General features: G+C 72.5%; 29 protein-coding genes. 22 read left to right on the top strand and 7 right to left on the bottom strand.

Annotated features, from left to right (window positions below; all coding sequences use genetic code 11):
- Positions 1 to 12: 12 nt before the first annotated feature.
- On the bottom strand, positions 13 to 729 hold the full coding sequence (gene ndgR / locus ACZ7MY_RS15810) for an IclR family transcriptional regulator NdgR (protein ID WP_499602225.1): 717 nt from the start codon (positions 727 to 729) through the stop codon (positions 13 to 15).
- Between the two features lie 161 nt (positions 730 to 890).
- Here ndgR and leuC point away from each other — a divergent pair, with 161 nt between their 5' ends.
- The 4 genes from leuC (at position 891) to ACZ7MY_RS15790 (ending at position 4011) form a co-directional block, all read left to right on the top strand.
- Positions 891 to 2312: a 3-isopropylmalate dehydratase large subunit gene (gene leuC / locus ACZ7MY_RS15805; protein ID WP_499602223.1), complete on the top strand. Its 1422-nt coding sequence runs from the start codon at positions 891 to 893 to the stop codon at positions 2310 to 2312.
- Between the two features lie 5 nt (positions 2313 to 2317).
- The gene (gene leuD, locus ACZ7MY_RS15800; RefSeq protein ID WP_499602222.1) at positions 2318 to 2911 is read left to right on the top strand and encodes a 3-isopropylmalate dehydratase small subunit; all 594 of its coding nucleotides are present in this window, start codon (positions 2318 to 2320) and stop codon (positions 2909 to 2911) included.
- 134 nt (positions 2912 to 3045) lie between these two features.
- The gene (locus ACZ7MY_RS15795; protein WP_018562075.1) at positions 3046 to 3279 is read left to right on the top strand and encodes an SCO5555 family protein; all 234 of its coding nucleotides are present in this window, start codon (positions 3046 to 3048) and stop codon (positions 3277 to 3279) included.
- A gap of 123 nt (positions 3280 to 3402) precedes the next feature.
- On the top strand, positions 3403 to 4011 hold the full coding sequence (locus ACZ7MY_RS15790; RefSeq protein WP_499602221.1) for an HU family DNA-binding protein: 609 nt from the start codon (positions 3403 to 3405) through the stop codon (positions 4009 to 4011).
- Between the two features lie 82 nt (positions 4012 to 4093).
- On the opposite strand, the gene ACZ7MY_RS15785 is transcribed toward ACZ7MY_RS15790, so the two are convergent.
- Together ACZ7MY_RS15785 and cofC are read right to left on the bottom strand one after the other, a co-directional pair.
- A complete protein-coding gene (locus tag ACZ7MY_RS15785; RefSeq protein WP_018562077.1) occupies positions 4094 to 4312 on the bottom strand; it encodes a hypothetical protein in 219 nt (72 codons plus the stop codon).
- Between the two features lie 10 nt (positions 4313 to 4322).
- Complete coding sequence (gene cofC, locus ACZ7MY_RS15780; RefSeq protein WP_499602743.1) at positions 4323 to 5036, bottom strand: 2-phospho-L-lactate guanylyltransferase; 714 nt, start codon at positions 5034 to 5036, stop codon at positions 4323 to 4325.
- Positions 5037 to 5326: 290 nt separating this feature from the next.
- Here cofC and ACZ7MY_RS15775 point away from each other — a divergent pair, with 290 nt between their 5' ends.
- Genes ACZ7MY_RS15775 through ACZ7MY_RS15765 form a run of 3 tightly spaced genes read left to right on the top strand, consistent with a single transcriptional unit; the run spans position 5327 to position 8214 of the window.
- The gene (locus ACZ7MY_RS15775) at positions 5327 to 6052 is read left to right on the top strand and encodes a lysophospholipid acyltransferase family protein (protein WP_499602220.1); all 726 of its coding nucleotides are present in this window, start codon (positions 5327 to 5329) and stop codon (positions 6050 to 6052) included.
- A 50-nt stretch (positions 6053 to 6102) separates the two neighbouring features.
- Positions 6103 to 7050, top strand: a complete 948-nt coding sequence (locus ACZ7MY_RS15770) for an NAD(P)H-dependent glycerol-3-phosphate dehydrogenase (protein ID WP_499602741.1) — start codon at positions 6103 to 6105, stop codon at positions 7048 to 7050.
- Positions 7051 to 7077: 27 nt separating this feature from the next.
- Complete coding sequence (locus ACZ7MY_RS15765; RefSeq protein ID WP_499602219.1) at positions 7078 to 8214, top strand: D-alanine--D-alanine ligase family protein; 1137 nt, start codon at positions 7078 to 7080, stop codon at positions 8212 to 8214.
- A 33-nt stretch (positions 8215 to 8247) separates the two neighbouring features.
- On the opposite strand, the gene ACZ7MY_RS15760 is transcribed toward ACZ7MY_RS15765, so the two are convergent.
- Together ACZ7MY_RS15760 and ACZ7MY_RS15755 are read right to left on the bottom strand one after the other, a co-directional pair.
- Entirely contained in the window at positions 8248 to 8712 is a 465-nt protein-coding gene (locus ACZ7MY_RS15760; RefSeq protein ID WP_499602218.1) for a DUF3515 domain-containing protein, read from the bottom strand.
- A 50-nt stretch (positions 8713 to 8762) separates the two neighbouring features.
- Entirely contained in the window at positions 8763 to 8996 is a 234-nt protein-coding gene (locus ACZ7MY_RS15755; RefSeq protein ID WP_018562083.1) for an Lrp/AsnC family transcriptional regulator, read from the bottom strand.
- Positions 8997 to 9151: 155 nt separating this feature from the next.
- Here ACZ7MY_RS15755 and ACZ7MY_RS15750 point away from each other — a divergent pair, with 155 nt between their 5' ends.
- Together ACZ7MY_RS15750 and thiD are read left to right on the top strand one after the other, a co-directional pair.
- Positions 9152 to 10111, top strand: a complete 960-nt coding sequence (locus ACZ7MY_RS15750) for a thiamine-phosphate kinase (RefSeq protein WP_499602217.1) — start codon at positions 9152 to 9154, stop codon at positions 10109 to 10111.
- Positions 10112 to 10133: 22 nt separating this feature from the next.
- Positions 10134 to 10922: a bifunctional hydroxymethylpyrimidine kinase/phosphomethylpyrimidine kinase gene (gene thiD / locus ACZ7MY_RS15745; RefSeq protein WP_499602216.1), complete on the top strand. Its 789-nt coding sequence runs from the start codon at positions 10134 to 10136 to the stop codon at positions 10920 to 10922.
- A 104-nt stretch (positions 10923 to 11026) separates the two neighbouring features.
- On the opposite strand, the gene rpmB is transcribed toward thiD, so the two are convergent.
- A complete protein-coding gene (gene rpmB, locus ACZ7MY_RS15740; protein WP_014628431.1) occupies positions 11027 to 11212 on the bottom strand; it encodes a 50S ribosomal protein L28 in 186 nt (61 codons plus the stop codon).
- A gap of 269 nt (positions 11213 to 11481) precedes the next feature.
- On the opposite strand from rpmB, the gene ACZ7MY_RS15735 reads away from it, so the two are divergent.
- The 11 genes from ACZ7MY_RS15735 (at position 11482) to mutM (ending at position 22103) form a co-directional block, all read left to right on the top strand.
- Entirely contained in the window at positions 11482 to 13197 is a 1716-nt protein-coding gene (locus ACZ7MY_RS15735; protein WP_499602215.1) for a DAK2 domain-containing protein, read from the top strand.
- Between the two features lie 207 nt (positions 13198 to 13404).
- Positions 13405 to 14205 (top strand): calcium-binding protein, encoded by an 801-nt coding sequence (locus ACZ7MY_RS15730; protein ID WP_499602213.1) that lies wholly within the window; start codon positions 13405 to 13407, stop codon positions 14203 to 14205.
- A gap of 132 nt (positions 14206 to 14337) precedes the next feature.
- Positions 14338 to 16536 carry an ATP-dependent DNA helicase RecG gene (gene recG, locus ACZ7MY_RS15725; protein WP_499602211.1) on the top strand — a complete coding sequence of 733 codons (2199 nt, stop codon included), beginning with the start codon at positions 14338 to 14340 and terminating at the stop codon, positions 16534 to 16536.
- 95 nt (positions 16537 to 16631) lie between these two features.
- Positions 16632 to 17177 carry a helix-turn-helix domain-containing protein gene (locus ACZ7MY_RS15720; RefSeq protein WP_499602210.1) on the top strand — a complete coding sequence of 182 codons (546 nt, stop codon included), beginning with the start codon at positions 16632 to 16634 and terminating at the stop codon, positions 17175 to 17177.
- A 70-nt stretch (positions 17178 to 17247) separates the two neighbouring features.
- Entirely contained in the window at positions 17248 to 17829 is a 582-nt protein-coding gene (rsmD, locus tag ACZ7MY_RS15715) for a 16S rRNA (guanine(966)-N(2))-methyltransferase RsmD (protein ID WP_499602208.1), read from the top strand.
- A 35-nt stretch (positions 17830 to 17864) separates the two neighbouring features.
- The gene (coaD, locus tag ACZ7MY_RS15710) at positions 17865 to 18344 is read left to right on the top strand and encodes a pantetheine-phosphate adenylyltransferase (RefSeq protein WP_499602207.1); all 480 of its coding nucleotides are present in this window, start codon (positions 17865 to 17867) and stop codon (positions 18342 to 18344) included.
- 10 nt (positions 18345 to 18354) lie between these two features.
- Positions 18355 to 19443, top strand: a complete 1089-nt coding sequence (locus tag ACZ7MY_RS15705) for an ATP synthase subunit B family protein (protein WP_499602205.1) — start codon at positions 18355 to 18357, stop codon at positions 19441 to 19443.
- Between the two features lie 181 nt (positions 19444 to 19624).
- Positions 19625 to 20164 carry a YceD family protein gene (locus tag ACZ7MY_RS15700; RefSeq protein WP_499602204.1) on the top strand — a complete coding sequence of 180 codons (540 nt, stop codon included), beginning with the start codon at positions 19625 to 19627 and terminating at the stop codon, positions 20162 to 20164.
- A gap of 2 nt (positions 20165 to 20166) precedes the next feature.
- The gene (rpmF, locus tag ACZ7MY_RS15695; protein ID WP_026251550.1) at positions 20167 to 20340 is read left to right on the top strand and encodes a 50S ribosomal protein L32; all 174 of its coding nucleotides are present in this window, start codon (positions 20167 to 20169) and stop codon (positions 20338 to 20340) included.
- 19 nt (positions 20341 to 20359) lie between these two features.
- On the top strand, positions 20360 to 21109 hold the full coding sequence (gene rnc, locus ACZ7MY_RS15690) for a ribonuclease III (RefSeq protein WP_499602203.1): 750 nt from the start codon (positions 20360 to 20362) through the stop codon (positions 21107 to 21109).
- 94 nt (positions 21110 to 21203) lie between these two features.
- Entirely contained in the window at positions 21204 to 22103 is a 900-nt protein-coding gene (gene mutM, locus ACZ7MY_RS15685; RefSeq protein WP_499602202.1) for a bifunctional DNA-formamidopyrimidine glycosylase/DNA-(apurinic or apyrimidinic site) lyase, read from the top strand.
- Here mutM and ACZ7MY_RS15680 read toward each other — a convergent pair.
- Positions 22046 to 22504, bottom strand: a complete 459-nt coding sequence (locus ACZ7MY_RS15680) for a winged helix-turn-helix transcriptional regulator (protein ID WP_499602201.1) — start codon at positions 22502 to 22504, stop codon at positions 22046 to 22048. The two genes, mutM and ACZ7MY_RS15680, sit on opposite strands and share 58 nt — an antisense overlap.
- Before the next feature lie 123 nt (positions 22505 to 22627).
- Between ACZ7MY_RS15680 and ACZ7MY_RS15675 the strand changes: the two genes are divergently transcribed.
- Together ACZ7MY_RS15675 and ACZ7MY_RS15670 are read left to right on the top strand one after the other, a co-directional pair.
- Positions 22628 to 23524 (top strand): phosphotransferase, encoded by an 897-nt coding sequence (locus ACZ7MY_RS15675; RefSeq protein WP_499602199.1) that lies wholly within the window; start codon positions 22628 to 22630, stop codon positions 23522 to 23524.
- A gap of 221 nt (positions 23525 to 23745) precedes the next feature.
- On the top strand, positions 23746 to 24123 hold the full coding sequence (locus ACZ7MY_RS15670) for an SMI1/KNR4 family protein (protein ID WP_499602198.1): 378 nt from the start codon (positions 23746 to 23748) through the stop codon (positions 24121 to 24123).
- The last annotated feature ends 42 nt before the right edge of the window (positions 24124 to 24165 follow it).

Here is a 24165-nt window from a genome sequence, read left to right as displayed (position 1 = left end):
GCCGGCGCCGGCTCAGCTGCTGCGGCGCAGCGACTCCGACAGCCGGGCCGCGGCGTCCACGACGGCCTGGGCGTGCATGCGCCCGGGGTGACGGGTGAGCCGCTCGATCGGACCGGAGACGGACACCGCCGCCACCACGCGGTTGGACGGGCCGCGCACCGGGGCCGAGACGGAGGCCACGCCGGGTTCGCGCTCGCCGATCGACTGCGCCCAGCCGCGGCGCCGCACACCGGAGAGCGCGGTGGCGGTGAAGCGGGCCCCCTGCAGACCGCGGTGGAGCCGCTCCGGCTCCTCCCAGGCGAGCAGGACCTGGGCCGCCGAACCCGCCTTCATCGGCAACGTGGAGCCGACGGGGACGGTGTCCCGCAGTCCGGACAGCCGCTCGGCGGCGGCCACGCAGATGCGGGTGTCGCCCTGGCGACGGTAGAGCTGGGCGCTCTCGCCGGTCACGTCCCGCAGGTGCGTGAGCACCGGACCGGCGGTGGCCAGCAGTCGGTCCTCGCCCGCCGCGGCGGCGAGTTCGGACAGCCGCGGACCGAGGATGAAGCGCCCCTGCATGTCGCGGGCAACCATCCGGTGGTGTTCCAGGGCGACGGCCAGGCGGTGTGCGGTGGGGCGGGCGAGACCCGTGGCGCCCACGAGCCCGGCCAGGGTGGCCGGGCCGGACTCCAGCGCGCTGAGCACCAGAGCCGCCTTGTCGAGAACGCCGACGCCACTACTGTTGTCCATGCAACGATACTCCCGTCTCACTCTGTGAAACGCAAGTTCAATTTTCCGGTGGACGCGGCACGCTGGAATGCACAGGGCCGCTGCGGCCACTCCCCACAAGGGCGCGGACACGCAGGGCAACGACGAACAGGCCGGCAGAGCGGCCGGTCGGAGGGAATGCGATGGCAAGGACACTCGCGGAAAAGGTCTGGGAGGATCACGTCGTACGGCGCGCCGAGGGCGAGCCCGACCTCCTCTTCATCGACCTGCACCTGCTCCACGAGGTCACCAGCCCGCAGGCCTTCGACGGTCTGCGGATGAACGGCCGCCAGGTCCGCAGGCTGGACCTCACCATCGCGACCGAGGACCACAACACCCCCACCCTCGACATCGACAAGCCGATCGCCGACCCGGTCTCGCGCACGCAGCTGGAGACGCTGCGCAAGAACTGCGCCGAGTTCGGGGTGCGGCTGCACCCGCTGGGCGACGTCGAGCAGGGCGTGGTGCACGTCGTCGGTCCGCAGCTGGGCCTGACCCAGCCGGGCATGACCGTCGTCTGCGGCGACAGCCACACCTCCACCCACGGCGCCTTCGGCGCGCTGGCGTTCGGCATCGGCACCAGCCAGGTCGAGCACGTGCTGGCCACCCAGACCCTGCCGCTGGCCCCGTTCCGGACCATGGCGATCACCGTCGACGGCGAGCTGCCCGACGGCGTCACCGCCAAGGACCTGATCCTGGCGATCATCACCAGGATCGGCACCGGCGGCGGCCAGGGCTACGTCATCGAGTACCGCGGCTCGGCCATCGAGAAGCTCTCGATGGAGGCCCGGATGACCATCTGCAACATGTCGATCGAGGCGGGTGCCCGGGCCGGCATGATCGCCCCGGACCGGACCACCTTCGACTACCTGCAGGGCCGTCCGCACGCCCCGCAGGGCGAAGACTGGGACGCCGCGGTCGCGTACTGGGAGACGCTCAGGACCGACGAGGACGCCGTCTTCGACCACGAGGTCGTCATCGACGCCTCCCAGCTGTCCCCGTTCGTCACCTGGGGCACCAACCCCGGCCAGGGCGCCCCGCTGAGCGCCGCCGTGCCGGACCCGGCCGGTTTCGAGGACCCCAGCGACCGGCTGGCCGCCGAGAAGGCCCTGGAGTACATGGCCCTGGAGCCCGGTACACCACTGCGCGAGGTGAAGGTCGACACCGTCTTCGTCGGCTCCTGCACCAACGGCCGCATCGAGGACCTGCGCTCCGCCGCCTCCGTCGTCAAGGGCCGCAAGATCGCCGACGGCGTGCGGATGCTGGTGGTGCCCGGCTCGGTCCGGGTCGCGCTGCAGGCCGTGGAGGAGGGCCTGGACAAGGTCTTCAAGGAGGCCGGCGCCGAGTGGCGGCACGCGGGCTGCTCGATGTGCCTGGGCATGAACCCCGACCAACTGGCCCCCGGTGAGCGCTCCGCGTCCACCTCCAACCGCAACTTCGAGGGACGGCAGGGCAAGGGCGGCCGCACCCACCTGGTGTCGCCGCAGGTCGCGGCCGCGACCGCGGTCACCGGCCACCTCTCGTCCCCCGCCGATCTGCCCGGCGCAGCCGTCCTGGAGGCCTGAGAACGATGGAAGCTTTCACCACGCACACCGGGCGCGCCGTGCCGCTGCGCCGCAGCAACGCCGACACGGACCAGATCATCCCGGCCCACTGGCTGAAGAAGGTCACCCGCAACGGCTTCGAGGACGGCCTGTTCGAGGCCTGGCGCAAGGACCCCGAGTTCGTGCTCAACCGGCCCGAGCGCCAGGGCGCCACCGTCCTGGTCGCCGGCCCGGACTTCGGCACCGGCTCCTCCCGCGAGCACGCGGTGTGGGCCCTGCAGAACTACGGTTTCAAGGCCGTCATCTCATCCCGCTTCGCCGACATCTTCCGCGGCAACTCGTTGAAGAACGGCCTGCTCACCGTGATCCTGCCGCAGGAGACGGTCGAGGAGCTCTGGCGGCTGACCGAGGCCGACCCCACGGTCGAGATCACCGTCGACCTCCAGGACCGCGAGGTACGCGCCGGGGACGTCACCGCCCCCTTCGAGCTGGACGACAACGCCCGCTGGAGGCTGCTCAACGGCCTGGACGACATCAGCCTCACCCTGAAGAACGAGGCCGACATCGCCGCCTACGAGGCCGAGCGCCCCTCCTACAAGCCGCAGACCCTGCAGGTCTGAGCGGTCCGGCGGCCCCCGCGGCCGCCCGCCGGCCCCACCTCCGCAGCGCCCCCCGCCCCCACCGGGCGGGGGGCGCTGCGGCGTGTTCGGCTCCACACCTCGTGACAACTCACCGCAGATGACACAATCGGCACATGGAACACGATGGCCAACTCGAGCTGTACGGGTTCCTCGCTGCCAGGTTGAAGCAGGCCCACACCCGGGTGGCGGGTCTGCAAGTGCCGGAGGACGTCAGGATGCAGTTGACCCGGCGGCTGCTCGTCATCACCGCGGCCGCGAAGCACGATCTCGCGGGTGCGGCAAGGCGTCTGGAGGAACTGATGAAGGACCTCGACGAAGGCCGATTCCCCGATCAAAGGTCTTCCTGAGCCCCGAGTTCGTTGCGGCACAAGGGTGATTCGCCCGTTTCGTATTTGATTTGCGGTATATATCCGCCTAGCGTGCGAAAAAGCCCGAACTTCATCGCCGGGCAAGTTTCCGAAGGGGAAGACGTGAACAAGGCGCAGCTCGTTGAAGCGATTGCCGACAAGCTCGGCGGCCGTCAGCAGGCCGCGGACGCGGTCGACGCCGTCCTGGACGCGATCGTCCGCGCGACGGTCAGCGGGGACCGGGTCTCGGTCACCGGCTTCGGCTCGTTCGAGAAGGTGGAGCGTCCCGCCCGCTACGCCCGCAACCCCCAGACCGGGGAGCGGGTCCGGGTCAAGAAGACCTCCGTCCCGCGCTTCCGCGCCGGTCAGGGCTTCAAGGACCTGGTCAGCGGGTCGAAGAAGCTCCCCAAGATGGGAGAGGTCTCCGTCAAGAAGGCGCCCAAGGGCAGCCTGAGCGGAGGCGTCACCGCCAAGGCCACCACCAAGAAGGCCGCCGCGAAGAAGACCACGGCGAAGAAGGCCGCCACCAAGGCGGCCACGGCCAAGAAGACCACCGCCGCCAAGACCACGGCCAAGAAGACCACCGCGGCCAAGGCGACGACGGCGAAGAAGGCGGCCGCCAAGAAGACCACGGCGAAGAAGGCGACCGCCAAGAAGACCGCCCCGGCCAAGAAAGCGCCCGCCAAGTCGGCGGCCCGGAAGACCGCCGCCAAGCGGACCGCGAAGCGGTAACGATTCCGCGGCCCCGTACACGCCGACGGGCCGGGCACCCCGACTCAGGGGTGCGCGGCCCGTCGGCGTGTACGGCGTGTGCTCAGGCCCCCGGGTCGGGGAAGGTCTGCAGCGTCACGAACACCACCCGGCGCCCGTCCCCGCTGCCCTCCGTGCGGATCCGCACGCGTTGACCGGGCCGCAGCAGCCGCAGGCCCCCGGCGTCGAACGCCGCCGCGTCGAACGGCAGCGGCGTCCCGTCGTCCAGCAGCACGCTGCCGGCACGGGTCTCGGGGTCGTAGGTGTACGCGGTGGCCTGCATGGGCCTCAGCCTATCGGGCACCGCCGCCCGGGGCCGGTGCCCCCGCGGCCGGGCACCCGGCCGGGCCGGGTGCGGTGGACCCGTCCTGCGGCGCCGCCCGAAGTCCCGGCAGCAGCAGCGCCCGCGTGTGCGGCCCGGCGCCCAGCAGCAGCGCGGCGGCCAGGTCCTCGCCCGTATCGACGTCCCGGCGCACGGAGTCCACGTCCGGCAGGGCGATCTCACGGGCGCCGGAGGCCCGGTGGCGGGCCCGCGAGGGCCCCCCGAAGGCCGGCGCGAGGGCGTTTCCCGCGGTGGCCGCCAGCAGCGTGGTGCCGATTCCGGCCGCGTCGGCCAGAAACGACCGCCCTGGGCGCCGCGCGGCCGCGCGGAGCACCGCGGCCAGTTCGGCGGGCCGCAAGGCCGGGAGATCGGCGTTCAGGGCCGCCACGGCGGCGGTGGGGTGTTGCCGGCGGACCGCTTCGGCGCCGTGCCGCAGCGCGGCGTTGAGGCCGGCCGCCGGCGAGTCCGGCACGACACGCGCCCCCAGGGCCGCCAGCGCGGCCCCGGCGAGCGGGTCATCGGTGACGACCGTCACATTTCGTACCGCCGCGCAGGCCAGCGCGGCGGCCACCGTGTCCTGCGCGAAGGCCAGTGCCAGCCCGCGCCGCACGGGGCCGACGGCCTCCGCGAGGCGGCTCTTGGCAGCGGCCAGCGGCTTCAGCGGGACGACGAGCGACCATTCCACGGGTGGCGACACCGAACTATTGTGCTCGGGTCCCACGGGCCCACCGCCACCCTGCCCCAACCCCCCTTCCCGGCGGCCCGCCTCCGGGTGCACGATCTCCCTGGCACGTGCCCTGGCCCCCCGGCCCGGCGCCCGCGCCGGGGGCGCGCCCCCCGAGGGCCTTTCGCCCTGGCGTTACGGTGGCCCTTCCGGCGACACTTGTGCGGCCGCACCGGCCGTACGGTGCCGCCGACCACAGCAGGCCGCGGTCCGGTGATCCCGGGCCGGCGGCGGAACGAGGAGGAGTTCTGGTGTCCCGCCGCAGAATCGGCTTCTGGTACCGGCTCGCAGCCGTCATCGCCAAACCGCCGCTCGTCGTTCTCTTCAAGCGGGACTGGCGCGGAATGGAGCACATTCCGGTCCGGGGCGGATTCATCACGGCGGTCAACCACAACTCGTACCTCGACCCCCTGTCGTACGCGCATTTCCAGTACAACACCGGACGGGTCCCCCGCTTCCTGGCGAAGGCGCCGCTGTTCAAGCCTGCCTTCGTCGGCGCGATCCTGCGCGGCACCGGCCAGATCCCCGTGTACCGGGAGAGCACCGACGCCGCCAACGCCTTCCGCGCCGCGGTGGACGCCATCAACTCCGGCGAGTGCGTCGCCTTCTACCCGGAGGGCACGCTGACCCGCGACCCCGAGATGTGGCCGATGGTGGGCAAGACCGGCGTGGCCCGGGTCGCGCTGATGACCAAGGCCCCCGTGATCCCGGTCGCCCAGTGGGGCGCCAACGAGGTCATGCCGCCGTACGCCAAGGACAAGAAGGTCCGCCTCTTCCCGCGCAGGACGCTGCGGGTCGTCGCCGGACCGCCGGTGGACCTGTCGGCCTTCCACGGCCAGGAGGCCAACGCCGAGGTGCTCAGGGACGCCACCGACACCATCATGGCCGCGGTCAGCGAGCTGCTGGGCGAACTGCGCGGTCAGACACCGCCCGCCGAGCGCTTCGACCCGCGCAAGCAGAAGGGGACCACCAAGTGACGACGCGCTGCGCGGTCTACGGCGCGGGCTCCTGGGGCACCGCCTTCGCGATGGTGCTCGCGGACGCCGGCGCCCAGGTGACCATGTGGGGCCGCCGCCCCGAGGTCGTCGAGGCCGTCAACAACACGCGCAGCAACCCGTTCTACCTCCCCGGTACCGAGCTGCCCGCGACGATCACCGCCACCACCGACCCCGCCGAGGCCGCCCGGGACGCGGAGTTCGTGATCCTCTCCGTACCGTCGCAGACGCTCCGCGGCAACCTGGCCGAGTGGCAGTCGCTGCTGCCCCGCGACTCGGTGCTGGTCAGCCTGATGAAGGGCGTCGAACTCGGCACGGCCAAGCGGATGAGCGAGGTCATCGAGGAGGTCGCCAAGGCGGGCCCGGAGCGCGTCGCCGTGCTGTCCGGCCCCAACCTGGCCAAGGAGATCGCCGCGCGGCAGCCCGCCGCCAGCGTCGTCGCCTGCCGCGACGAGGCCGTCGCCAAGCGGCTGCAGGCCGCCAGCCACACCGCGTACTTCCGCCCGTACACCAACACCGACGTGGTCGGCTGCGAACTCGGCGGCGCGGTGAAGAACGTGATCGGCCTGGCGGTCGGCATCGCCGACGGCATGGGCCTGGGCGACAACACCAAGGGATCGTTGATCACGCGCGGCCTGGCCGAGACCACCCGGCTCGGCATCGCGCTCGGTGCCGACCCGCTGACCTTCTCCGGTCTCGCGGGCCTGGGCGACCTGGTCGCGACCTGCTCCTCGCCGCTGTCCCGCAACCACACCTTCGGTTTCAACCTGGGCAAGGGCATGACGCTGCAGGAGACCATCGCGGTCACCCGGCAGACCGCCGAGGGCGTCAAGTCCTGCGAGTCGGTCCTCGACCTGGCCCGCCGGCACGGCGTCGACATGCCCATCACCGAGACCGTCGTCGACATCGTGCACAACGGGAAGCAGCCGGTCGTCGCGGTCAAGGAGCTGATGTCGCGCTCCGCCAAGTCGGAACGCTGACGTCCGGAACGGTAAGGTCAACGCGACATGAGCATTCAGCCTTCTTCCCGCAAGCCGCGCGTCGCGGTCGTCTTCGGCGGACGCAGCTCCGAGCACGCCATCTCGGTCGTCACCGCAGGCGCCGTACTCAGCGCGATCGACCGCGACAAGTACGACGTGCTGCCGATCGGGATCACCACCGACGGCCGTTGGGCGCTCACCGCCGACGACCCGTCCCGGATGGCGATCGCCGACCGCGCGCTGCCGAGCGTCGAGCAGCTCGCCGAGTCCTCCGACGGCTCGGTGGTGCTGCCGGTGGACCCGGCCAGCCGCGAGGTCGTCTACAGCGAGCCCGGCTCGGTGCCCAAGGTCCTCGGCGACGTCGACGTCGTCTTCCCCATGCTGCACGGCCCGTACGGCGAGGACGGCACCCTCCAGGGGCTACTGGAGCTCTCCGGCGTGCCCTACGTCGGCTCCGGCGTGCTCGCCTCCGCCGTCGGCATGGACAAGGAGTACATGAAGCGGGTCTTCATCTCCTTCGGCCTGCCGGTCGGCCCGTACGTCGTCATCCGCCCCCGCGAGTGGGAGAACGACCCGGCCGCGGCCCGCGCGAAGGTCGTCGAATTCGCCGCCGACCACGGCTGGCCGGTCTTCGTCAAGCCCGCCCGCGCCGGGTCCTCGATGGGCATCAGCAAGGTCAACGACCTCGCCGGCCTGGACGAGGCGATCGAGGAGGCCCGCCGGCACGACCCCAAGGTGCTCGTGGAGTCGCTGCTGCGGGGCCGCGAGATCGAATGCGGTGTCCTGGAGTTCGAGGACGGTCCCCGCGCGTCGGTGCCCGCCGAGATCCCGCCGGTCACCGCGCACGACTTCTACGACTTCGAGGCGAAGTACATCGACTCCGCCGAGGGCGTCGTCCCCGCGCCGCTGACCCCGGAGCAGACCGCCGAGGTGCAGCGGCTCGCCGTGGCCGCCTTCGACGCGGCCTCCTGCGAGGGCCTGGTCCGCGCGGACTTCTTCCTGCAGGAGGACGGCGAGTTCGTGATCAACGAGATCAACACGATGCCGGGCTTCACGCCGATCTCCATGTACCCGCGCATGTGGCGGGAGAGCGGCGTCGGCTACGCGGAACTGGTGGACCGGCTGATCCAGGCCGCGCTGCGGCGCTCCACCGGCCTGCGCTGAGCCCGACCGGACGGGGGCCGTACCCCCGGTGCGTCAGAGCTCGGAGGGGATCGTCGTCTCCACCGCGTGCCCGAGGTCGGTCAACGGATTGACCTCGGGCTTGTACCGGGCGGGTACCGTCACCTCGACGAAGGCCTTGCGGCCGGTCGTCGTGAAGCGGTAGCCGTCGCCGGTCGGCTCGACGAGCCAGCTGACGCCGTTGACCTCCACCGCGTCCGCGGTGGGGTTGTACGACGGGTTGCCCGGGGTCAGCATCTCGGGTCGCGGCACGCCGCAGCGCAGCACCACCGTAGGATCCCCCCAACCGGCGGTGAGGTCGGAGACGGGACGCACCGACCGCTTCGACAGGCCGTCGACCTTCCCCGGCAGCGCGTCGTGGAGCGCGCCGCACATCCGGGCGGCGGAGGCGGAGGGCGACGGAACGGCGACCCCGCCCGCGTCACCGCCGGAGGCGGAGATCCAGACCGCCGCCGCGGACACGCACGCGGCGGCGGACACGGAGACTAGCGCTACCCGGCGGTACATCACCCGCCGAGCCTACAGGGGGCCTACAGATGGACGACCGGACAGGTCAGGGTGCGGGTGATCCCCTCGACCTGCTGCACCTTCGCCACCACGAGGCGCCCGAGGTCGTCGACCGTGTCGGCCTGGGCGCGCACGATCACGTCGTACGGGCCGGTGACGTCCTCGGCCTGGATGACCCCGGAAATCTTGGAGATCACCTCCGCTACTGCCGAGGCCTTCCCTACCTCGGTCTGGATCAGAATGTACGCCTGTACCACGGAACCTCCAGGGCGGCTACGAGGATCATGTGGGAGGGAACGTCACGGTACCGCGTCGCCGCATGCCGCGGGGAGACCCGCGCGGTACCGGCCGTGCCGAAGCCGCCGCGCAAGCGCACACAGAAGGGGACCGGCCAGGTGAAGGGGACAGTCAGATGAAGGGCACCGTGGGCGAACTGGGGGAGTTCGGGCTCATCAGGGAGTTGACCGCCCGGCTCACCTCCAGCCCCGCCGTCCGGCTCGGACCGGGTGACGACGCCGCCGTGGTGGCGGCGCCGGACCGGCGGGTGGTGGCCACCACCGACGCGCTCGTGGAGGGGCGGCACTTCCGCCGCGACTGGTCCACCGCCTACGACGTGGGCCGCAAGGCCGCCGCGCAGAACCTCGCCGACATCGCCGCCATGGGCGCCGTGCCGACCGCGGTGCTGCTCGCCCTGGTCGTCCCGGCCGACCTGCCGGTGACCTGGCCGGTCGAGCTGATGGACGGCATCCGGGACGAGTGCCAGGTGGCCGGCGCGGCCGTGGTCGGCGGCGACGTCGTCCGCGGCGACACGATCATGCTCTCCATCACCGCACTGGGTGACCTGCGCGACCGTGAACCCATCACCCGATCCGGTGCCCGGCCCGGCGACGTCGTCGCCGTCACGGGGTGGCTGGGCTGGTCCGCGGCGGGACTCGCCGTCCTCTCCCGGGGGTTCCGCTCCCCGCGTGCCTTCGTCGAGGCCCACCGCCGCCCCGAACCGCCATACCACGCCGGTCCCGCCGCCGCGGAACTCGGCGCGACGGCCATGACCGACGTCAGCGACGGGCTCGTCGCCGACCTCGGCCACATCGCCGCCGCCAGCGGGGTCGCCATCGACCTCTCCTCCGCCGACATCGACGTCCCGGCGCAGATGGCCGACATCGGCCAGGCCGTCGGGGTCGACCCGCTGCACTGGGTGCTGACCGGGGGAGAGGACCACGCGATAGTCGCCGCCTTCCCCCCGGACACGAAGCTGCCCGCCCGCTGGCGGGTCATCGGCCGGGTGGTGAAGGCCACCACGGCGCCCCAGGTCACCGTGGACGGCGCCCCCTGGGACAAGGCCGGCGGATGGGACCACTTCGGGGCCGAGTGACGGCGGCGACTAGATTCGCCCCATGACGATTCCACCGCGCGTGCTCACCGTCGCCGGCTCCGACTCCGGCGGCGGCGCGGGCATCCAGGCCGACCTGAAGACCATGCTCGCCCTCGGCGTCCACGGGATGAGCGTGGTCACGGCCGTCACGGCGCAGAACTCGCTGGGCGTCCAGGGCGCCTGGGAACTGCCCGTGGAGGCCGTACGGGCCCAGTTCCGCAGCGTCGTGGACGACATCGGCGTGCAGGCGGTCAAGACCGGGATGCTCGCCTCGGCCGGGCTCGTCACCGCCGTCGCCGAACTCCTCGCCCCACTCGACGTCCCCGTGGTCGTCGACCCGGTCGGCGTCTCCAAGCACGGCGACCCGCTGCTCGCCGCCGACGCCGTCGAGGTCGTCAGGACCCGGCTGTTGCCGCTGGCCACCGTCGCCACCCCCAACCTGGACGAGGTGCGCCAGATCACGGGCGTCGTCGTGGACGGCGAGCCGGCCATGCGCGAGGCCGCGGCCGCCGTCCTCAAGTGCGGGCCCCGCTGGGCCCTGATCAAGGGCGGCCACCTCAGCGGCGACGCCGTCGACCTGCTCACCGACGGCAGCAGCGAGCACTGGCTGCGCGGCCCGCGGCATGACAACCGCCACACCCACGGCACCGGCTGCACCCTGGCCTCGGCCGTCGCCTCGTTCCTCGCCCGGGGACTGGACGTCCCGGAGGCGGCCCACGCCGCCAAGGAGTACGTCACCGGCGCCATCGCGGCCGGCTTCCCGCTGGGCGGCGGCATCGGCCCGGTGGACCACGCCTGGCGGCAGCGCTGACGGATCCCGCCGGCCGACGTGCGGGAGGTCACAGCAGAAAGCCGGTCCACCCGAGGGTGGACCGGCTCCGGCAGCCGCAAGGCTGCGCTACGACGTCCTATGCGTCAGCGCGCGACCTTGCCGGCCTTGATGCACGAGGTGCAGACGTTGAGGCGCTTCGGCGTCCGACCGACCACGGCACGCACCGTCTGGATGTTGGGGTTCCAACGACGGCGAGTACGGCGGTGCGAGTGCGAGATGTTGTTGCCGAAGCCCGGCCCCTTGCCGCAGACGTCGCAGTTGGCAGCCACGGGTCACTCCAAAGACTTCAGATGCACTAACGGATAAATCCCGGCGGCGCCGTCGCCCGTCCAAGTGCATTGAAGGAGGACCGGTGGTGCCGTGGGACGGCCCGGGACAGCCCCGGGCAACCGGAGCAGCATACTACGACCGCTCCTGTCCCTCGAAATTACCATGGTCAGCGGTACGGGGCGGTCGCCCGGAGGGCCCCGGCGCTCAGTACGCTGCGTGCGGACACCTCCCCACCCCAGGTCCCCGGCCGCCCCCGCAGGAGGAACACGTGCCGCCGACGCTCGACCCCCCCGCGGTGCGCGCATGGTGCCGGCTGTCCCTCCAGGCACTGGGGCGGGCCCGCGAGGAGATCGACGCGATCAACGTCTACCCCGTCGCCGACGGGGACACCGGCACGAACCTCTTCCTGACCGTGGAGTCCGCCGCCCAGTCCGTGGACGCCGTCTTCGAGGGCCACGCCGCCTCGGGAAGCACCCCTGACCTCACCTCCTGCCTGCGCTCCATGGCGCACGGCGCGCTCATAGGGGCGCGCGGCAACTCCGGGACGATCCTGGCCCAACTGCTGCGCGGCATGGCCGAGGTCCTCACCGTGGACGCCGGCGACCTGCGTCCGGCCCTGCGCCGGGCCGCGGAGTCCGCCTACCAGGCGGTCGCGCACCCGGTCGAGGGCACGATGCTGACCGTCGCCACGGCCGCCGCGGAGGCCGCCTCCGCGGCGAGCGGCGGCGTCCACGAGGTGTCCCGGGCCGCGTACGAGGCGGCCCGCCTCGCGCTGGCGGCAACTCCGCGGCAACTGGCCGTCCTCGGTGACGCCGGTGTCGTCGACGCCGGCGGGCGCGGCCTCGTCGCCGTCCTGGGCGCCCTCGCTGACGCGGTCTCCGGGCAGGCCCCGATGGGCCCGCTCGACGACGCCCTGCGGGTGCCGCTGCCCAGGGGCGCGTCCCCGGTCGTGCCGTACGGCTGCGCTGCGGCGGGCGAGGGCGCGGAAGGCGGCGACCCGCACGCGGTGCCCGGCGGGCCGGGCTTCGAGGTCATCTACCTCCTGGAGGCGCCCGACCGCGCCGTCCCCGCGCTGCGCACGCGGCTGGACCGGCTCGGCGACTCCCTGGTGGTCGTGGGCGGGGACGGGCTGTGGAACGTCCACGTGCACGTCGACGACGTGGGCGCCGCCATCGAGGCGGGGATCGAGGCCGGCCGGCCGTACCGCATCAAGGTCACGCACTTCGGGGACCAGGCGAGGGCGCTGGAGCGCGGGCGCCGCGGGACCAGCGGCGTGCACGGGGCGGGCGGCGTCCACGGGGCGGGCAAACGGGGCGAGCGTGCGGTGCGTGCTGTGGTCGCCGTGGTGCGCGGCGAGGGCCTGGCCGCGCTCTGCGCCCGGGCCGGCGCCACCGTGGTCGCGGTACGGCCCGGGGAGCCGCCGGCGAGCGGCGACATCGCGGAGGCCGTCCGCCGGGCCCACGCCCGCGAGGTCGTCCTGCTGCCCAACGACGTCGAACTGCGGCACGCGGTGGGCGCCGCGGCCGAACAGGCCCGCGCGGAGGGCGTCCGCGTGGCCCTAATCCCCACCCGGTCCGCGGTCCAGGGCATCGCGGCCATCGCCGTCCACGAGCCCACCCGGCGCTTCGACGAGGACGTCGTCGCCATGACCTCCGCGGCCGGCGCCACGCGCTACGCCGAGCTCGCCGTCGCGGAGGCCCAGTCCTGGACCATGGCCGGCGTCTGCCAGGGCGGGGACGTCCTCGGGCTCATCGACGGGGACGTCGCGGTGATCGGCGGGAACCTCGTGGAGACCGGGATCAACGTCCTGGACCGCATGCTCGCGGCGGGCGGGGAGATGGTCACCCTCGTCATCGGGGCGGACGCGCCCGCGGACCTGGCGGACCGGCTCGAGGCGCACGTCCGCGACAGCCACCTCGCGGTCGACACGGTCGTCTACGACGGCGGCCAGGAGACGTGCCCGCTCCTGATCGGCGTGGAGTAGGCCCCGCTCGCCGGGCGGGGGCCGCCGTACATGAACGGCAGGCGCGGCCGTGCGGCCCGTCCGGTGACCATGTCGGCATCCTGCAACAGCCGTTCGACCGGCGGGCGACGGTCGGGAGGGATTCCTCGGCGCGGCCGGACAGCGCGTGCACAGTGGTCGGGACGGCAACGTCACCCGCCGGGGGGAACACGGCGGGACCGTACCGATGTGGGGGTAATCGTGAACATGCGCATCCGCTCCGCCGCGGCCGTCGCGGTCGGCGCCCTGGCCCTGTCCGCTCTCGCGCTGCCGTCCGTCCAGGCGGCTCCCGCGGCCGCACCGGGCGGCACGCGGATATCCAACGTGATCGTCAACGGCGGCAAGTCCATCGTGGTCGACCCCTCGGGCAGGGCCTCCGTCACCGTCAAGCTCACGGCCTCCGACCCGGACGGCATCAGCGACGCGGGCGGGATCCTCTACCACGGCAAGGACGTCAACCACGACGACTGGGGCGTGGTGCTCCCCAGCTGCGGTGTGCACGCCGTCACCAGCTACACCTGCACCCTGGTGCTGAAGAGCACCTCGGACTACCGGCACTTCGGCGTGAGCAAGAACTCGCAGGCCGGCACCTGGAAGATGTGGGCCTACGCGAACGGCCTCAACAACGGGCACTACGTCCAGATCGACCCCGCCAGGACCTTCAAGGTGCTGCGCGCCACCAAGCTGACGGTCAACGCCACCCCGGAGCCGGTGAAGAAGGGCAAGACGATCACCATCACCGGCGCCCTGACCCTCGCGAACTGGGAGACGCACAAGTACGGCGGCTACGCCGGCCAGAAGGTCGTGCTGCAGTTCCGCAAGGCGGGCACGACCAACTACGTGAACGTCAAGGGCATCCCGTCGAGCAGGACGGGTTCGCTGAGGACCACGGTCAAGGCCGCCCAGGACGGCTACTACCGCTTCAGCTACACCGGTTCGCCGACCGCCGCGCCCGTCGCCGTCGCGGGCGACTACGTCGACGTCAAGTGACCGGATGACCACGGTGTCCCGGGCGGCGCGCCCCAGGCGTCCGCCCGGGACACCCGGCGGCGACGCCGTACCGGCGGCCCGTGCGGCGCCGCGCGCCGCACTTTGTCGGCGGGGTGCGCAAAGATGGACGCGATGTCTGCTGCCCTTGACGAACCCCTCGCCCGATCCGTCGGCGGCCGCACCGCAAAGGTGTTCGCCGACCACCTCGACCTGCGCACGGTCGGGGACCTGCTGCACCACTACCCCCGCCGCTACGCCGAACGCGGCGAGCTGACCCGCCTGTCCGACCTCCCGCTCGACGAGCACGTCACCGTCGTCGCCCGCGTCGCCAAGGCGACGAAGAAGACGTACGGCGCGGGCAAGGCGCGCCTGGAGGTGGTCGTCACCGACGGTAGCGGTTCGCTGACGCTGGTCTTCTTCGGCCGGGGGGTGTTCAAGCCGGAGCACGATCTGCTGCCCGGCCGCCGCGGCATGTTCGCCGGCAAGGTGTCCGTGTTCAACCGGGCCCTGCAGCTGGCGCACCCCGAGTACCAGTTGCTGGACGCCGAGGACAGCGAGGAGGCCGTGGACGCCTTCGCGAACCGGCTGATCCCGATCTACCCGGCGGTCAAGCAGGTCAACTCGTGGACGATCGCGAAGACCGTGGACACCGTGCTCACCTCCCTGGGGGCCACGCAGTGGGCCGGCACGGGCGAGCCGCTGCCCGCCGCGCTGCGGGAGACGCGGGGGCTCGCGCCGCTGCCTGAGGCGCTGGAGAAGATCCACCGCCCGCGGTCCAAGGCCGACATCATGGTCGCCAAGGAGCGCCTGAAGTGGGACGAGGCGTTCGTGCTGCAGGTGGCCCTCGCGCGGCGCAGGGCGGCGGACGACGCGCTGCCGGGCGTACCGCGGGTCCCCGCGGAGGACGGGCTGCTGAAGGCGTTCGACGCCCGGCTGCCGTTCACGCTCACCGAGGGCCAGGAGACGGTGTCGGCGGAGATCTTCGCGGACCTCGCGACGGACCACCCGATGCACCGGCTGCTCCAGGGCGAGGTGGGTTCCGGCAAGACGATGGTGGCGCTGCGCGCCATGCTCGGCGTGGTCGACGCGGGCGGCCAGGCCGCGATGCTGGCGCCGACCGAGGTGCTGGCGCAGCAGCACCACCGCTCGATCACGGAGATGATGGGCGACCTCGCCGAGGGCGGCATGCTCGGCGGCTCGGACCTGGGCACCAAGGTCGTGCTGCTGACGGGTTCCATGGGGGCCGCCGCCCGCCGCCAGGCGCTGCTGGACCTGGTGACCGGCGAGGCCGGGATCGTCGTGGGCACGCACGCGCTGATCGAGGACAAGGTGCAGTTCCACGACCTGGGCCTGGTCGTGGTCGACGAGCAGCACCGTTTCGGCGTCGAGCAGCGCGACGCGCTGCGCGGCAAGGCCAAGCAGCCGCCGCACCTGCTGGTGATGACGGCGACGCCGATCCCGCGCACGGTCGCGATGACCGTCTTCGGCGACCTGGAGACCTCCGTGCTGGACCAGCTGCCGGCCGGCCGTTCGCCGATCGCCACGCACGTCGTGCCGGCGAAGGACAAACCGCACTTCCTGTCGCGCGCCTGGGAGCGGGTGCGCGAGGAGGTCGAGAACGGCCACCAGGCGTACGTGGTGTGCCCGCGGATCGGCGACTCGGACGACGAGGCGGACGCGTCGAAGAAGAAGTCCGCGGAGGACGAGGCGGAGCGGCGGCCGCCGCTGGCCGTGCTGGAGACCGCCGAGCAGCTGGCCAAGGGGCCGCTGGCGGGGCTCCGGGTGGAGGTCCTGCACGGGAGGATGCAGCCGGAGGCGAAGGACGACGTGATGCGCCGCTTCGCCGCCGGCGAGGTCGACGTGCTGGTGGCGACCACGGTGATCGAGGTCGGCGTCAACGTGCCGAACGCCACCGCCATGGTGATCATGGACGCGGACCGCTTCGGCGTCTCGCAGCTGCACCAGTTGCGCGGCCGGGTCGGCCGTGGTGCGGCGGCGGGCCTGTGCCTGCTGGTGTCCGAGATGCCGGAGGCGACCTCGGCCCGCGCCCGGCTGGACGCCGTGGCCGGGACGCTGGACGGCTTCGAGCTGTCGCGCATCGACCTGGAACAGCGGCGTGAGGGCGACGTGCTGGGCCAGGCCCAGTCCGGGACGCGGTCGTCGCTGCGCATGCTGACGGTGATCGACGACGAGGACGTGATCGCGGCGGCCCGCGAGGAGGCCACCTCGCTGGTCGCCGCGGACCCCGAACTGGCCGGTCAGCCGGATCTGCGCAGCGCGCTGGAGAGCCTGGTCGACGCCGACCGCGAGCAGTACCTCGACAAGGGCTGACGGACCGTCATTGTCAGTGCCCCCTGGGAGAATGGACACAGTCCGCGCCGATCCGCTCGGGAATCGGCGTAGTTGGACCTTTGGGGGCTGATTTCATGTCGTTCCGTCATCTGAACGAACTGCCGCTCGGTGAGAAGGTCTTCCGGATCGAGCTCTCCAGCGACGACGACACCACCGTCACCCTGACCCTGGCCGGTTGGTCCGAGGACGACCCGGACGTCCTCCTCGCTTCCGGCACCCTCACGCTGCCGCTGACCGACGTCCCGTCCCTGCGCATCGCCCTCAACCGGGCGCTGCGCGCCCTCGCGCTCGTGGCCGACGTGTCCGAGCCCATCCCCGACCGCGACGTGCTGCGCGAACTGTTCCCAGGGCACGGCGCGCCCTGGGTGCCGCAGCACGAGGAGGAGCTGGTCCGCCGGTTCCACGACGGCGAGTCCATCGCCCGCGTGGCCGCCCGCTTCGGCCGCACGCCCGACTCCGTCCGGACGAAGCTGCGTGAGCTCGGTCACGACCCGCGCCGCCCCGAGTACTGCCCGCCCGACGGCTGCCTGTCCTGGTCGCGTTACGCCTCGCCCGCGCTCGTCGGGACGGTGGCGGGCTCCCCCCTGCCGGAGGCCGGGGACGAGCAGGGCCGGGACTGACCTACGTATCGTGGGGGAGCGGCGCCGCGCAGGCGCCGTTCCGCCCGCCCACGAGACGAGTGAGCCGCAGATGACCCGCGTGATCGCCGGAGCCGCCGGTGGCCGCCGCCTGGCCGTTCCGCCCGGCAACGGAACCCGACCCACCTCCGACCGGGCGAAGGAGGGGCTGTTCTCCACCTGGGAGTCGCTGCGCGGCGCCCTGCACGGCGCGCGGGTCGCCGACCTGTACGGGGGATCGGGCGCCGTCGGCCTGGAGGCGCTCTCGCGCGGCGCCGCGCACGTACTGCTGGTCGAGGCCGACCCCCGCGCCGCCCGGGTCATCCGGGAGAACGTCCGCCACCTCGGGCTGCCCGGGGCCGAGGTGCGGGCCGGCAAGGCCGACAAGGTGATCGCGGGAGAACCCCCGGCGCAACCGTACGACCTGGTGTTCCTGGACCCGCCGTACGCCGTCACCGACGACGAGCTCCGCGAGATCCTGCTCACACTCCGCACCCAGGGCTGGCTGGACGCCGACGCCGTCGCCACCGTGGAGAGGAGCACCCGCGGCGGGGAATTCCGCTGGCCCGAGGGGTACGAAGGGATCAGGGCCCGCCGGTACGGCGAAGGGACGCTTTGGTACGGTCGCGCCGCCGACGTTACTGACGCGTCATGAACCACCCGCAGAACCCTCAGAGCGAGGAGTCACCGTTGCGCCGCGCAGTCTGCCCCGGGTCCTTCGACCCCGTCACCAATGGACACCTCGACATCATCGCCCGAGCCTCGCGCCTGTACGACGAGGTCTACGTGGCCGTGATGATCAACAAGTCGAAGCAGGGCCTCTTCCCGATCGAGGAGCGCATCGCCCTCATCGAGGAGGTCACCGCCGAGTACGGCAACGTGCGCGTGGAGGCCTTCCACGGCCTGCTGGTGGACTTCTGCAAGCAGCGCGACATCCCCGCCATCGTGAAGGGCCTGCGCGCGGTCAGCGACTTCGACTACGAGCTGCAGATGGCCCAGATGAACAACGGGCTGTCCGGCGTGGAGACCCTGTTCGTCCCCACCAACCCCACCTACAGCTTCCTGTCCTCCAGCCTCGTCAAGGAGGTGGCGCAATGGGGCGGCGACGTCGCGCACTTGCTGCCGCCCGTCGTGCTGGAGGCCCTCAAGAAGAAGCTCGGGCAGCAGTAGAGTCTGGGACGTGGACGTCCAGAAGAAGCTCGACGAGATCGTGGCCGCCGTGGAGGCCGCCCGGTCCATGCCGATGTCGGCCTCCTGCGTGGTCAACCGTGCCGACCTGCTCGCCATGCTCGAAGACGTGCGGTCGGCGCTGCCCGACTCGCTCTCCCAGGCCCAGCAGCTGCTGGGCGGGCGGGAGCAGATGGTCGAGGAGGCCCGGGCCGAGGCCGGCCGGATCATCGGGGCCGCGCACGCGGAACGCGGTTCGCTGATCTCCGACACCGAGATCGCCCGCCGCTCCCAGCAGGAGGCCGAGCGCATCGTCACGGAGGCGCAGCGCGAGGCCACCGAGATCCGCGCCGAGGCCGACGACTACGTCGACAGCAAGCTCGCCAACTTCGAGGTCGTGCTGACCAAGACCATCGGCTCGGTGGACCGCGGCCGCGAGAAGCTGCTGGGCCACGGCCCGGCCCTCGACGAGAACGGCTACCCGTACGAGGACGACGACGCGCCGGAGCGCAGCGGCGACCCCGAGACGCTCCGCCGCCGCGCCGACGAGTACGTGGACGCCAAGCTGGGCGCCTTCGAGGCGGTCCTCAGCAAGACCCTGGAGGCCGTCGGCCGCGGCCGCCTGAAGCTCACCGGCCACCGCCCCATCGACGAGCTGGGCGACCACCTCGCCCACGACACGGACGCCGAGGGCCAGGTCCCCGGCCAGTCCGACGCCGAGTACCTCGCGGGCCTCGCCGCCCCCGTGGCGCCCGGCGACTACCAGTACGACCCGAACGCCGTGCAACAGCCCGACTACGGCTACCAGCAGCACGACCCGTACCAGCAACAGCAGCAGGTCCAGCAGCCGGACCCGTACCAGCAGCAGGGCCAGTACGCCGACCCGTACGCCGCGCAGCCGCAGCAGGCGTACTACGACCCGAACTACGGCTGGCAGCAACCGCAGCAGCCGCAGCAGACCGGCTACGAGCAGCAGCACTACGTCCCGCAGCAGCACCAGCAGGGCCCGGGCGCGGCGCTGGACGAGACGAGCTTCTTCGACACCAGCATGATCGACCTGAACCGGCTGCGGGAGCTGGAGCAGGAGCGCGGTTTGGGCTGAGCCCGGGGGACCGGTATCCTGATCCCTCAGCCGTGTGATCCCCGGCGCTTTGGCGTGCCCGCCGTCGTCCCGACGGGCCCGCACCACCGGACCGAAGAAAGCAGGAGCCCTGAACACCCGCCTCGACCACCGCAACCCGCTCGTGTTCGACACGCACGAGCTGGGTCGTCGTCCTGGGGCGATGAAGAAGGTCTCCCGCTCGGTGCCGGCCCCCAAGGACATGGGCATCGAGGTCATCGGTGTCCGCGAGGGCACGGAGATCACGTTGGACCTCCGCCTGGAGTCGGTGATGGAGGGGGTGCTCGTCACGGGCACCGCCCGCGCACCGCTCTCGGGGGAGTGCGTAAGGTGTCTGGAACCGGTCGAGCGCGAGCTCGAGACGGACTTCCAGGAGATGTACTCCTACCCCGACGCCGACACCCGGACCGGTGGGCACCACGGTGCCGCCGACGCCGGTGACGACGCCGAGGAGGAGGACACTCTCTTCCTCGAGGGCGACCTGCTCGACCTCGAGCCCGTGCTGCGGGACGCGGTGGTTCTCGAACTGCCGCTGCAGCCGGTGTGCCAGGACGACTGCCCCGGCCTGTGCTCCGACTGCGGCGCGCGGCTGGCGGACGACCCGGACCACCACCACGAGGCCACCGACATCCGTTGGGCGGCCCTGCAGGAAATCCAGCTGAGCGGTGCCGAGGACGGCGCCGACGAGAACCAGGAGAAGTAGCCGTGGCTGTTCCCAAGCGGAAGATGTCGCGCAGCAACACGCGCCACCGCCGTTCGCAGTGGAAGGCTGCGCCCGTGAGCCTGGTGGCGTGCGAGCGCTGCCACGAGCCGAAGCAGCAGCACATCGCGTGCCCGAGCTGCGGCACCTACAACCGTCGTCAGGTCCTCGAGGTCTGATCGGCGGGTGAGGGGCTCCATGTCGTCAGACGGCGCAACGTCGACGGACGCCGGTAAGGCAGCCTCGTCCCCCGCGGTTCTGGAAGGGCGGCTCGGGTACACACTCGAACCCGCCCTTCTGGTGCGTGCGCTGACCCACCGCTCGTACGCGTACGAGAACGGTGGTCTGCCCACCAACGAGCGCCTGGAGTTCCTCGGGGACTCCGTGCTCGGCCTGGTGGTCACGGACACGCTCTACCGCACGCACCCGGACCTCCCGGAGGGCACGCTTGCCAAGCTCCGGGCCGCGGTGGTGAACTCCCGTGCCCTGGCCGACGTCGGCCGCGGCCTCGAACTGGGCAGCTTCATCCGCCTCGGCCGGGGCGAGGAGGGCACGGGCGGCCGGGACAAGGCGTCCATCCTCGCGGACACCCTCGAGGCGGTGATCGGCGCGGTCTACCTGGACCAGGGCCTGGACGCCGCGTCGGAGCTGGTGCACCGGCTCTTCGATCCGCTGATCGAGAGGTCCTCCAACCTCGGTGCGGGACTGGACTGGAAGACCAGCCTCCAGGAACTCACCGCGGGCGAGGGACTCGGTGTCCCGGAGTACGTGGTCTCCGAGACCGGACCCGACCACGAGAAGACCTTCACGGCTGCCGCCCGCGTCGGTGGTGTCGAGTACGGCACCGGCACCGGCCGCAGCAAGAAGGAAGCGGAGCAGCAGGCCGCCGAGTCCGCCTGGCGCGACATCCGCGCCAAGCGCGACGCGAACGGCACTGTCGCGAGCTGAACCCGTCAGGCCCGTCCGGCCGGCCCCCGAGGCCGCCCGGACGGGCCTTGCGGTTCCCCGGGCGGGGAACCGCCGTCCGAGAGGAGCGCACCGCGTGCCGGAGCTGCCCGAGGTCGAAGTCGTACGCCGGGGCCTGGACCGCTGGGTGAGCGGCCGTACGGTCGCCCGGGCCGAGGTGCTGCACGCCCGTGCCGTGCGCCGCCACCTCGCGGGCGGCGCGGACTTCGCCGCCCGGCTGGAGGCGCAGACCTTCGGTCCCGCCCTGCGCCGCGGCAAGTACCTGTGGCTGCCCCTGGCGGACTCCCCGCTGGCACTCCTCGGCCACCTCGGCATGAGCGGCCAGCTGCTCGTCCAGCCCGAGGACGCGCCCGCGGAGACCCACCTGCGGATCCGGATCAGCTTCGAGGACGACCTCGGCACGGAGCTGCGCTTCGTCGACCAGCGCACCTTCGGGGGCCTGTCGCTGCACGAGTGCGTACCCGGCGACCCCGAGCGGCTGCCGGTGCCCCTGTCGCACATCGCCCGGGACCCGCTCGACCCCCGCTTCGACGACGCGGCCTTCCACACCGCGCTGCGCCGCCGCCGCACCACGATCAAGCGGGCGCTGCTGGACCAGTCCCTGATCAGCGGGGTCGGCAACATCTACGCCGACGAGGCGCTGTGGCGCACCAAGCTGCACTACGAGCGGCCGACCGCGACCCTGACCCGGCCGGTCACCACCGAACTGCTCACCCACATCCGCGAGGTCATGACCGACGCCCTCGCCGCCGGCGGCACGAGCTTCGACAGCCTGTACGTCAACGTCAACGGGGAGTCCGGCTACTTCGACCGCTCCCTGGACGCCTACGGCCGCGAGGACGAGCCCTGCCGCCGCTGCGGCACCCCGATCCGCCGCCGCCCCTGGATGAACCGGTCGAGCTACTTCTGCCCCCGCTGTCAACGACCGCCGCGCGCCGGGGCAGGCGCCACCGCGCTCGTCGTCCGCTCGTCGTAGCTCCGCTGCGCCGTCAGCACCTCGGGCATCCGCGACTCCACGAGCTCGATCAGCGCCAGCAGCCGCTCGGCCGTGTCCCGGCCCAGTGGCGTCAGGCTGTAGTCGACGCGCGGCGGGTTGGTGGGCCGGGGCTCGCGGCGTACGAGGCCGTCCCTTTCGAGCGCGTGCAGGGTCTGCGAGAGCATCTTCTCGCTGACTCCGTCGACACGGCGGCGCAGCTCGTTGAACCGCAGTGCCCCGCCGGCCAGCGCGCCCAGCGCCAGCGAACCCCACCGGCCGGTCACGTGCTCCAGCGTGGGGCGCGACGGGCAGGAGCGGGCGAACACGTCGAACTCCAGGGCCTCCGGCCGGGCACCACCGCTGCCGCCGGGGGCGTCACAGGTACGCGCGGACGTCTCCATGGGCGGGAGCGTACCCGCCCGCGGCACACCCCATGGGTCGCGCTGCGCCTCGGCGGGGACCCGCCCTGAACCCCTGCCGTGAACCCCCGGCGCGCCCCGGGCCGTACGCCGCACAATGGGCGGATGCTTCCCGACGGCCCGCCCTCCCCGGCGTCCCCGGCTACTCCGCCCGGCCCAGCCGCCACGTACGCCGAGACCGCCGAGCCGCAGGCGGAGATCCCGCTGCTCGGCGGTGACGTGACCGAGGGCGTCGTCCGCGTCGGCGACACCGTCCGCCGCCCGACCGGCGCCCACAGCCCCCTGGTGCACGCCCTGCTCCGCCACCTGGAGGACGCCGGATTCCCCGGCGCCCCGCGCCTGCTCGGCATCGACGCCGCCGGCCGCGAGGTGCTGACCTACGTCACGGGCGAGGTCGCCGGACGTCCGCGGCCCGCCTGGATCGCCGACGAGGGCCGCCTCATCTCGGTCGGCCGCCTCGTCCGTGCCTACGACGACGCGGCCGCCGGCTTCACCCCGCCGGAGGGCGTCGGAGCGCCGTCCGGTCCCGCCCCGCACCCGGACATGCCACCCGCTCCCGACCACCCCGCCGAGCTGATCGGCCACATGGACTTCACGCCCGACAACATCGTCTTCCGCGACGGGCGGGCCGCCGTGCTGATCGACTTCGACCTGGCCAAGCCCGTCCCCAGGGTCGAGGAGATCCACAACGCGATGCTCTACTGGGCCCCGATCGGCGACCCCGCCGACGCCGACCCCCACCTGCGCGGCGTCGACGTCCCCCGCCGCTGCCGCCTCCTCGCCGACGCGTACGGGATGTCCGGCACCGACCGCGGCCGCCTGCTGGAGGTCGCCGTGCTGCGGGCGCGCCGCGCGTGGTTCTCCATGAAGCTGATGGCCGAGACCGAGGGCGGCGGCTGGGCCCGCATGTGGCACGAGGGGGTCGGCGACCAGATCAAACGCCGCGAGGCCTGGCTCGAGCGCCACGGCACCTCGATCGAGGCGGCACTCACCGCCCCGTAGCGCCGACACCGCACGGCCGCACCCCCACCCCACGGCCGCGTCCTGCGGCACCACGTCCGTCTCGACCACACCCACCACTACGCGGCCGAAGCCGCCGCCGTTCAACAGCCCGCCCGCGGCGCAGCAACCCGCTCGGGACGGTCCGTCCTGGCGATTAGGCTGCGCCCGTGTGGAAAGAAGTTGCCGTCGGAGCGCTGCCCAGCGCCGGACTCCGACCGCCTGTGGACAGGCTCGCTCTCGCTGAGGCGGAACGGCGCCTCGGCCGAGGTCTGCCGGCTCCCCTGGCGGCCCTGCTGCTGGAGACCAACGGGGTGGTCGGCACCTACGGGAAGGACGTCGTCTGGTCCCTGGACCGGATCGTGCAGCAGAACCAGCTGTTCTGGTCTCCCGATGCCTTCCCGGGCCTCTACATGCCCTTCGATCCCCTGTTGTTCTTCGGCGACAACAGTGGGGGTGACCAGTTCGCGTTCGTGGTGACGCCTGACCGTCCGGACATCTTCGTGTGGACCCACGAGGACGACAGCCGGCTGTGGGCCGCCCGGGACCTGGAGGACTACCTCAGCCGTTCCCTCGCAACCGGCGCCGACTGGTATCGGTAGCCACGCACAGCAGCGAGCGCACCCGCTCGCGAATCGAGCGGC

The organism is Streptomyces sp. NPDC111520, assembly GCF_055635295.1.
This window is presented reverse-complemented; position numbering and strand designations above follow the sequence as displayed.

Bases quoted from the DNA above. Each gene is read 5' to 3' on its own strand.
- ndgR (WP_499602225.1), bottom strand. From the start codon at position 729: ATGGACAACAGTAGTGGCGTCGGCGTTCTCGACAAGGCGGCTCTGGTG.
- leuC (WP_499602223.1), top strand. From the start codon at position 891: ATGGCAAGGACACTCGCGGAAAAGGTCTGGGAGGATCACGTCGTACGG.
- leuD (WP_499602222.1), top strand. From the start codon at position 2,318: ATGGAAGCTTTCACCACGCACACCGGGCGCGCCGTGCCGCTGCGCCGC.
- ACZ7MY_RS15795 (WP_018562075.1), top strand. From the start codon at position 3,046: ATGGAACACGATGGCCAACTCGAGCTGTACGGGTTCCTCGCTGCCAGG.
- ACZ7MY_RS15785 (WP_018562077.1), bottom strand. From the start codon at position 4,312: ATGCAGGCCACCGCGTACACCTACGACCCCGAGACCCGTGCCGGCAGC.
- ACZ7MY_RS15770 (WP_499602741.1), top strand. From the start codon at position 6,103: ATGGTGCTCGCGGACGCCGGCGCCCAGGTGACCATGTGGGGCCGCCGC.
- ACZ7MY_RS15765 (WP_499602219.1), top strand. From the start codon at position 7,078: ATGAGCATTCAGCCTTCTTCCCGCAAGCCGCGCGTCGCGGTCGTCTTC.
- ACZ7MY_RS15750 (WP_499602217.1), top strand. From the start codon at position 9,152: ATGAAGGGCACCGTGGGCGAACTGGGGGAGTTCGGGCTCATCAGGGAG.
- thiD (WP_499602216.1), top strand. From the start codon at position 10,134: ATGACGATTCCACCGCGCGTGCTCACCGTCGCCGGCTCCGACTCCGGC.
- recG (WP_499602211.1), top strand. From the start codon at position 14,338: ATGTCTGCTGCCCTTGACGAACCCCTCGCCCGATCCGTCGGCGGCCGC.
- ACZ7MY_RS15720 (WP_499602210.1), top strand. From the start codon at position 16,632: ATGTCGTTCCGTCATCTGAACGAACTGCCGCTCGGTGAGAAGGTCTTC.
- rsmD (WP_499602208.1), top strand. From the start codon at position 17,248: ATGACCCGCGTGATCGCCGGAGCCGCCGGTGGCCGCCGCCTGGCCGTT.
- ACZ7MY_RS15700 (WP_499602204.1), top strand. From the start codon at position 19,625: ATGAAGAAGGTCTCCCGCTCGGTGCCGGCCCCCAAGGACATGGGCATC.
- rnc (WP_499602203.1), top strand. From the start codon at position 20,360: ATGTCGTCAGACGGCGCAACGTCGACGGACGCCGGTAAGGCAGCCTCG.
- ACZ7MY_RS15680 (WP_499602201.1), bottom strand. From the start codon at position 22,504: ATGGAGACGTCCGCGCGTACCTGTGACGCCCCCGGCGGCAGCGGTGGT.
- ACZ7MY_RS15675 (WP_499602199.1), top strand. From the start codon at position 22,628: ATGCTTCCCGACGGCCCGCCCTCCCCGGCGTCCCCGGCTACTCCGCCC.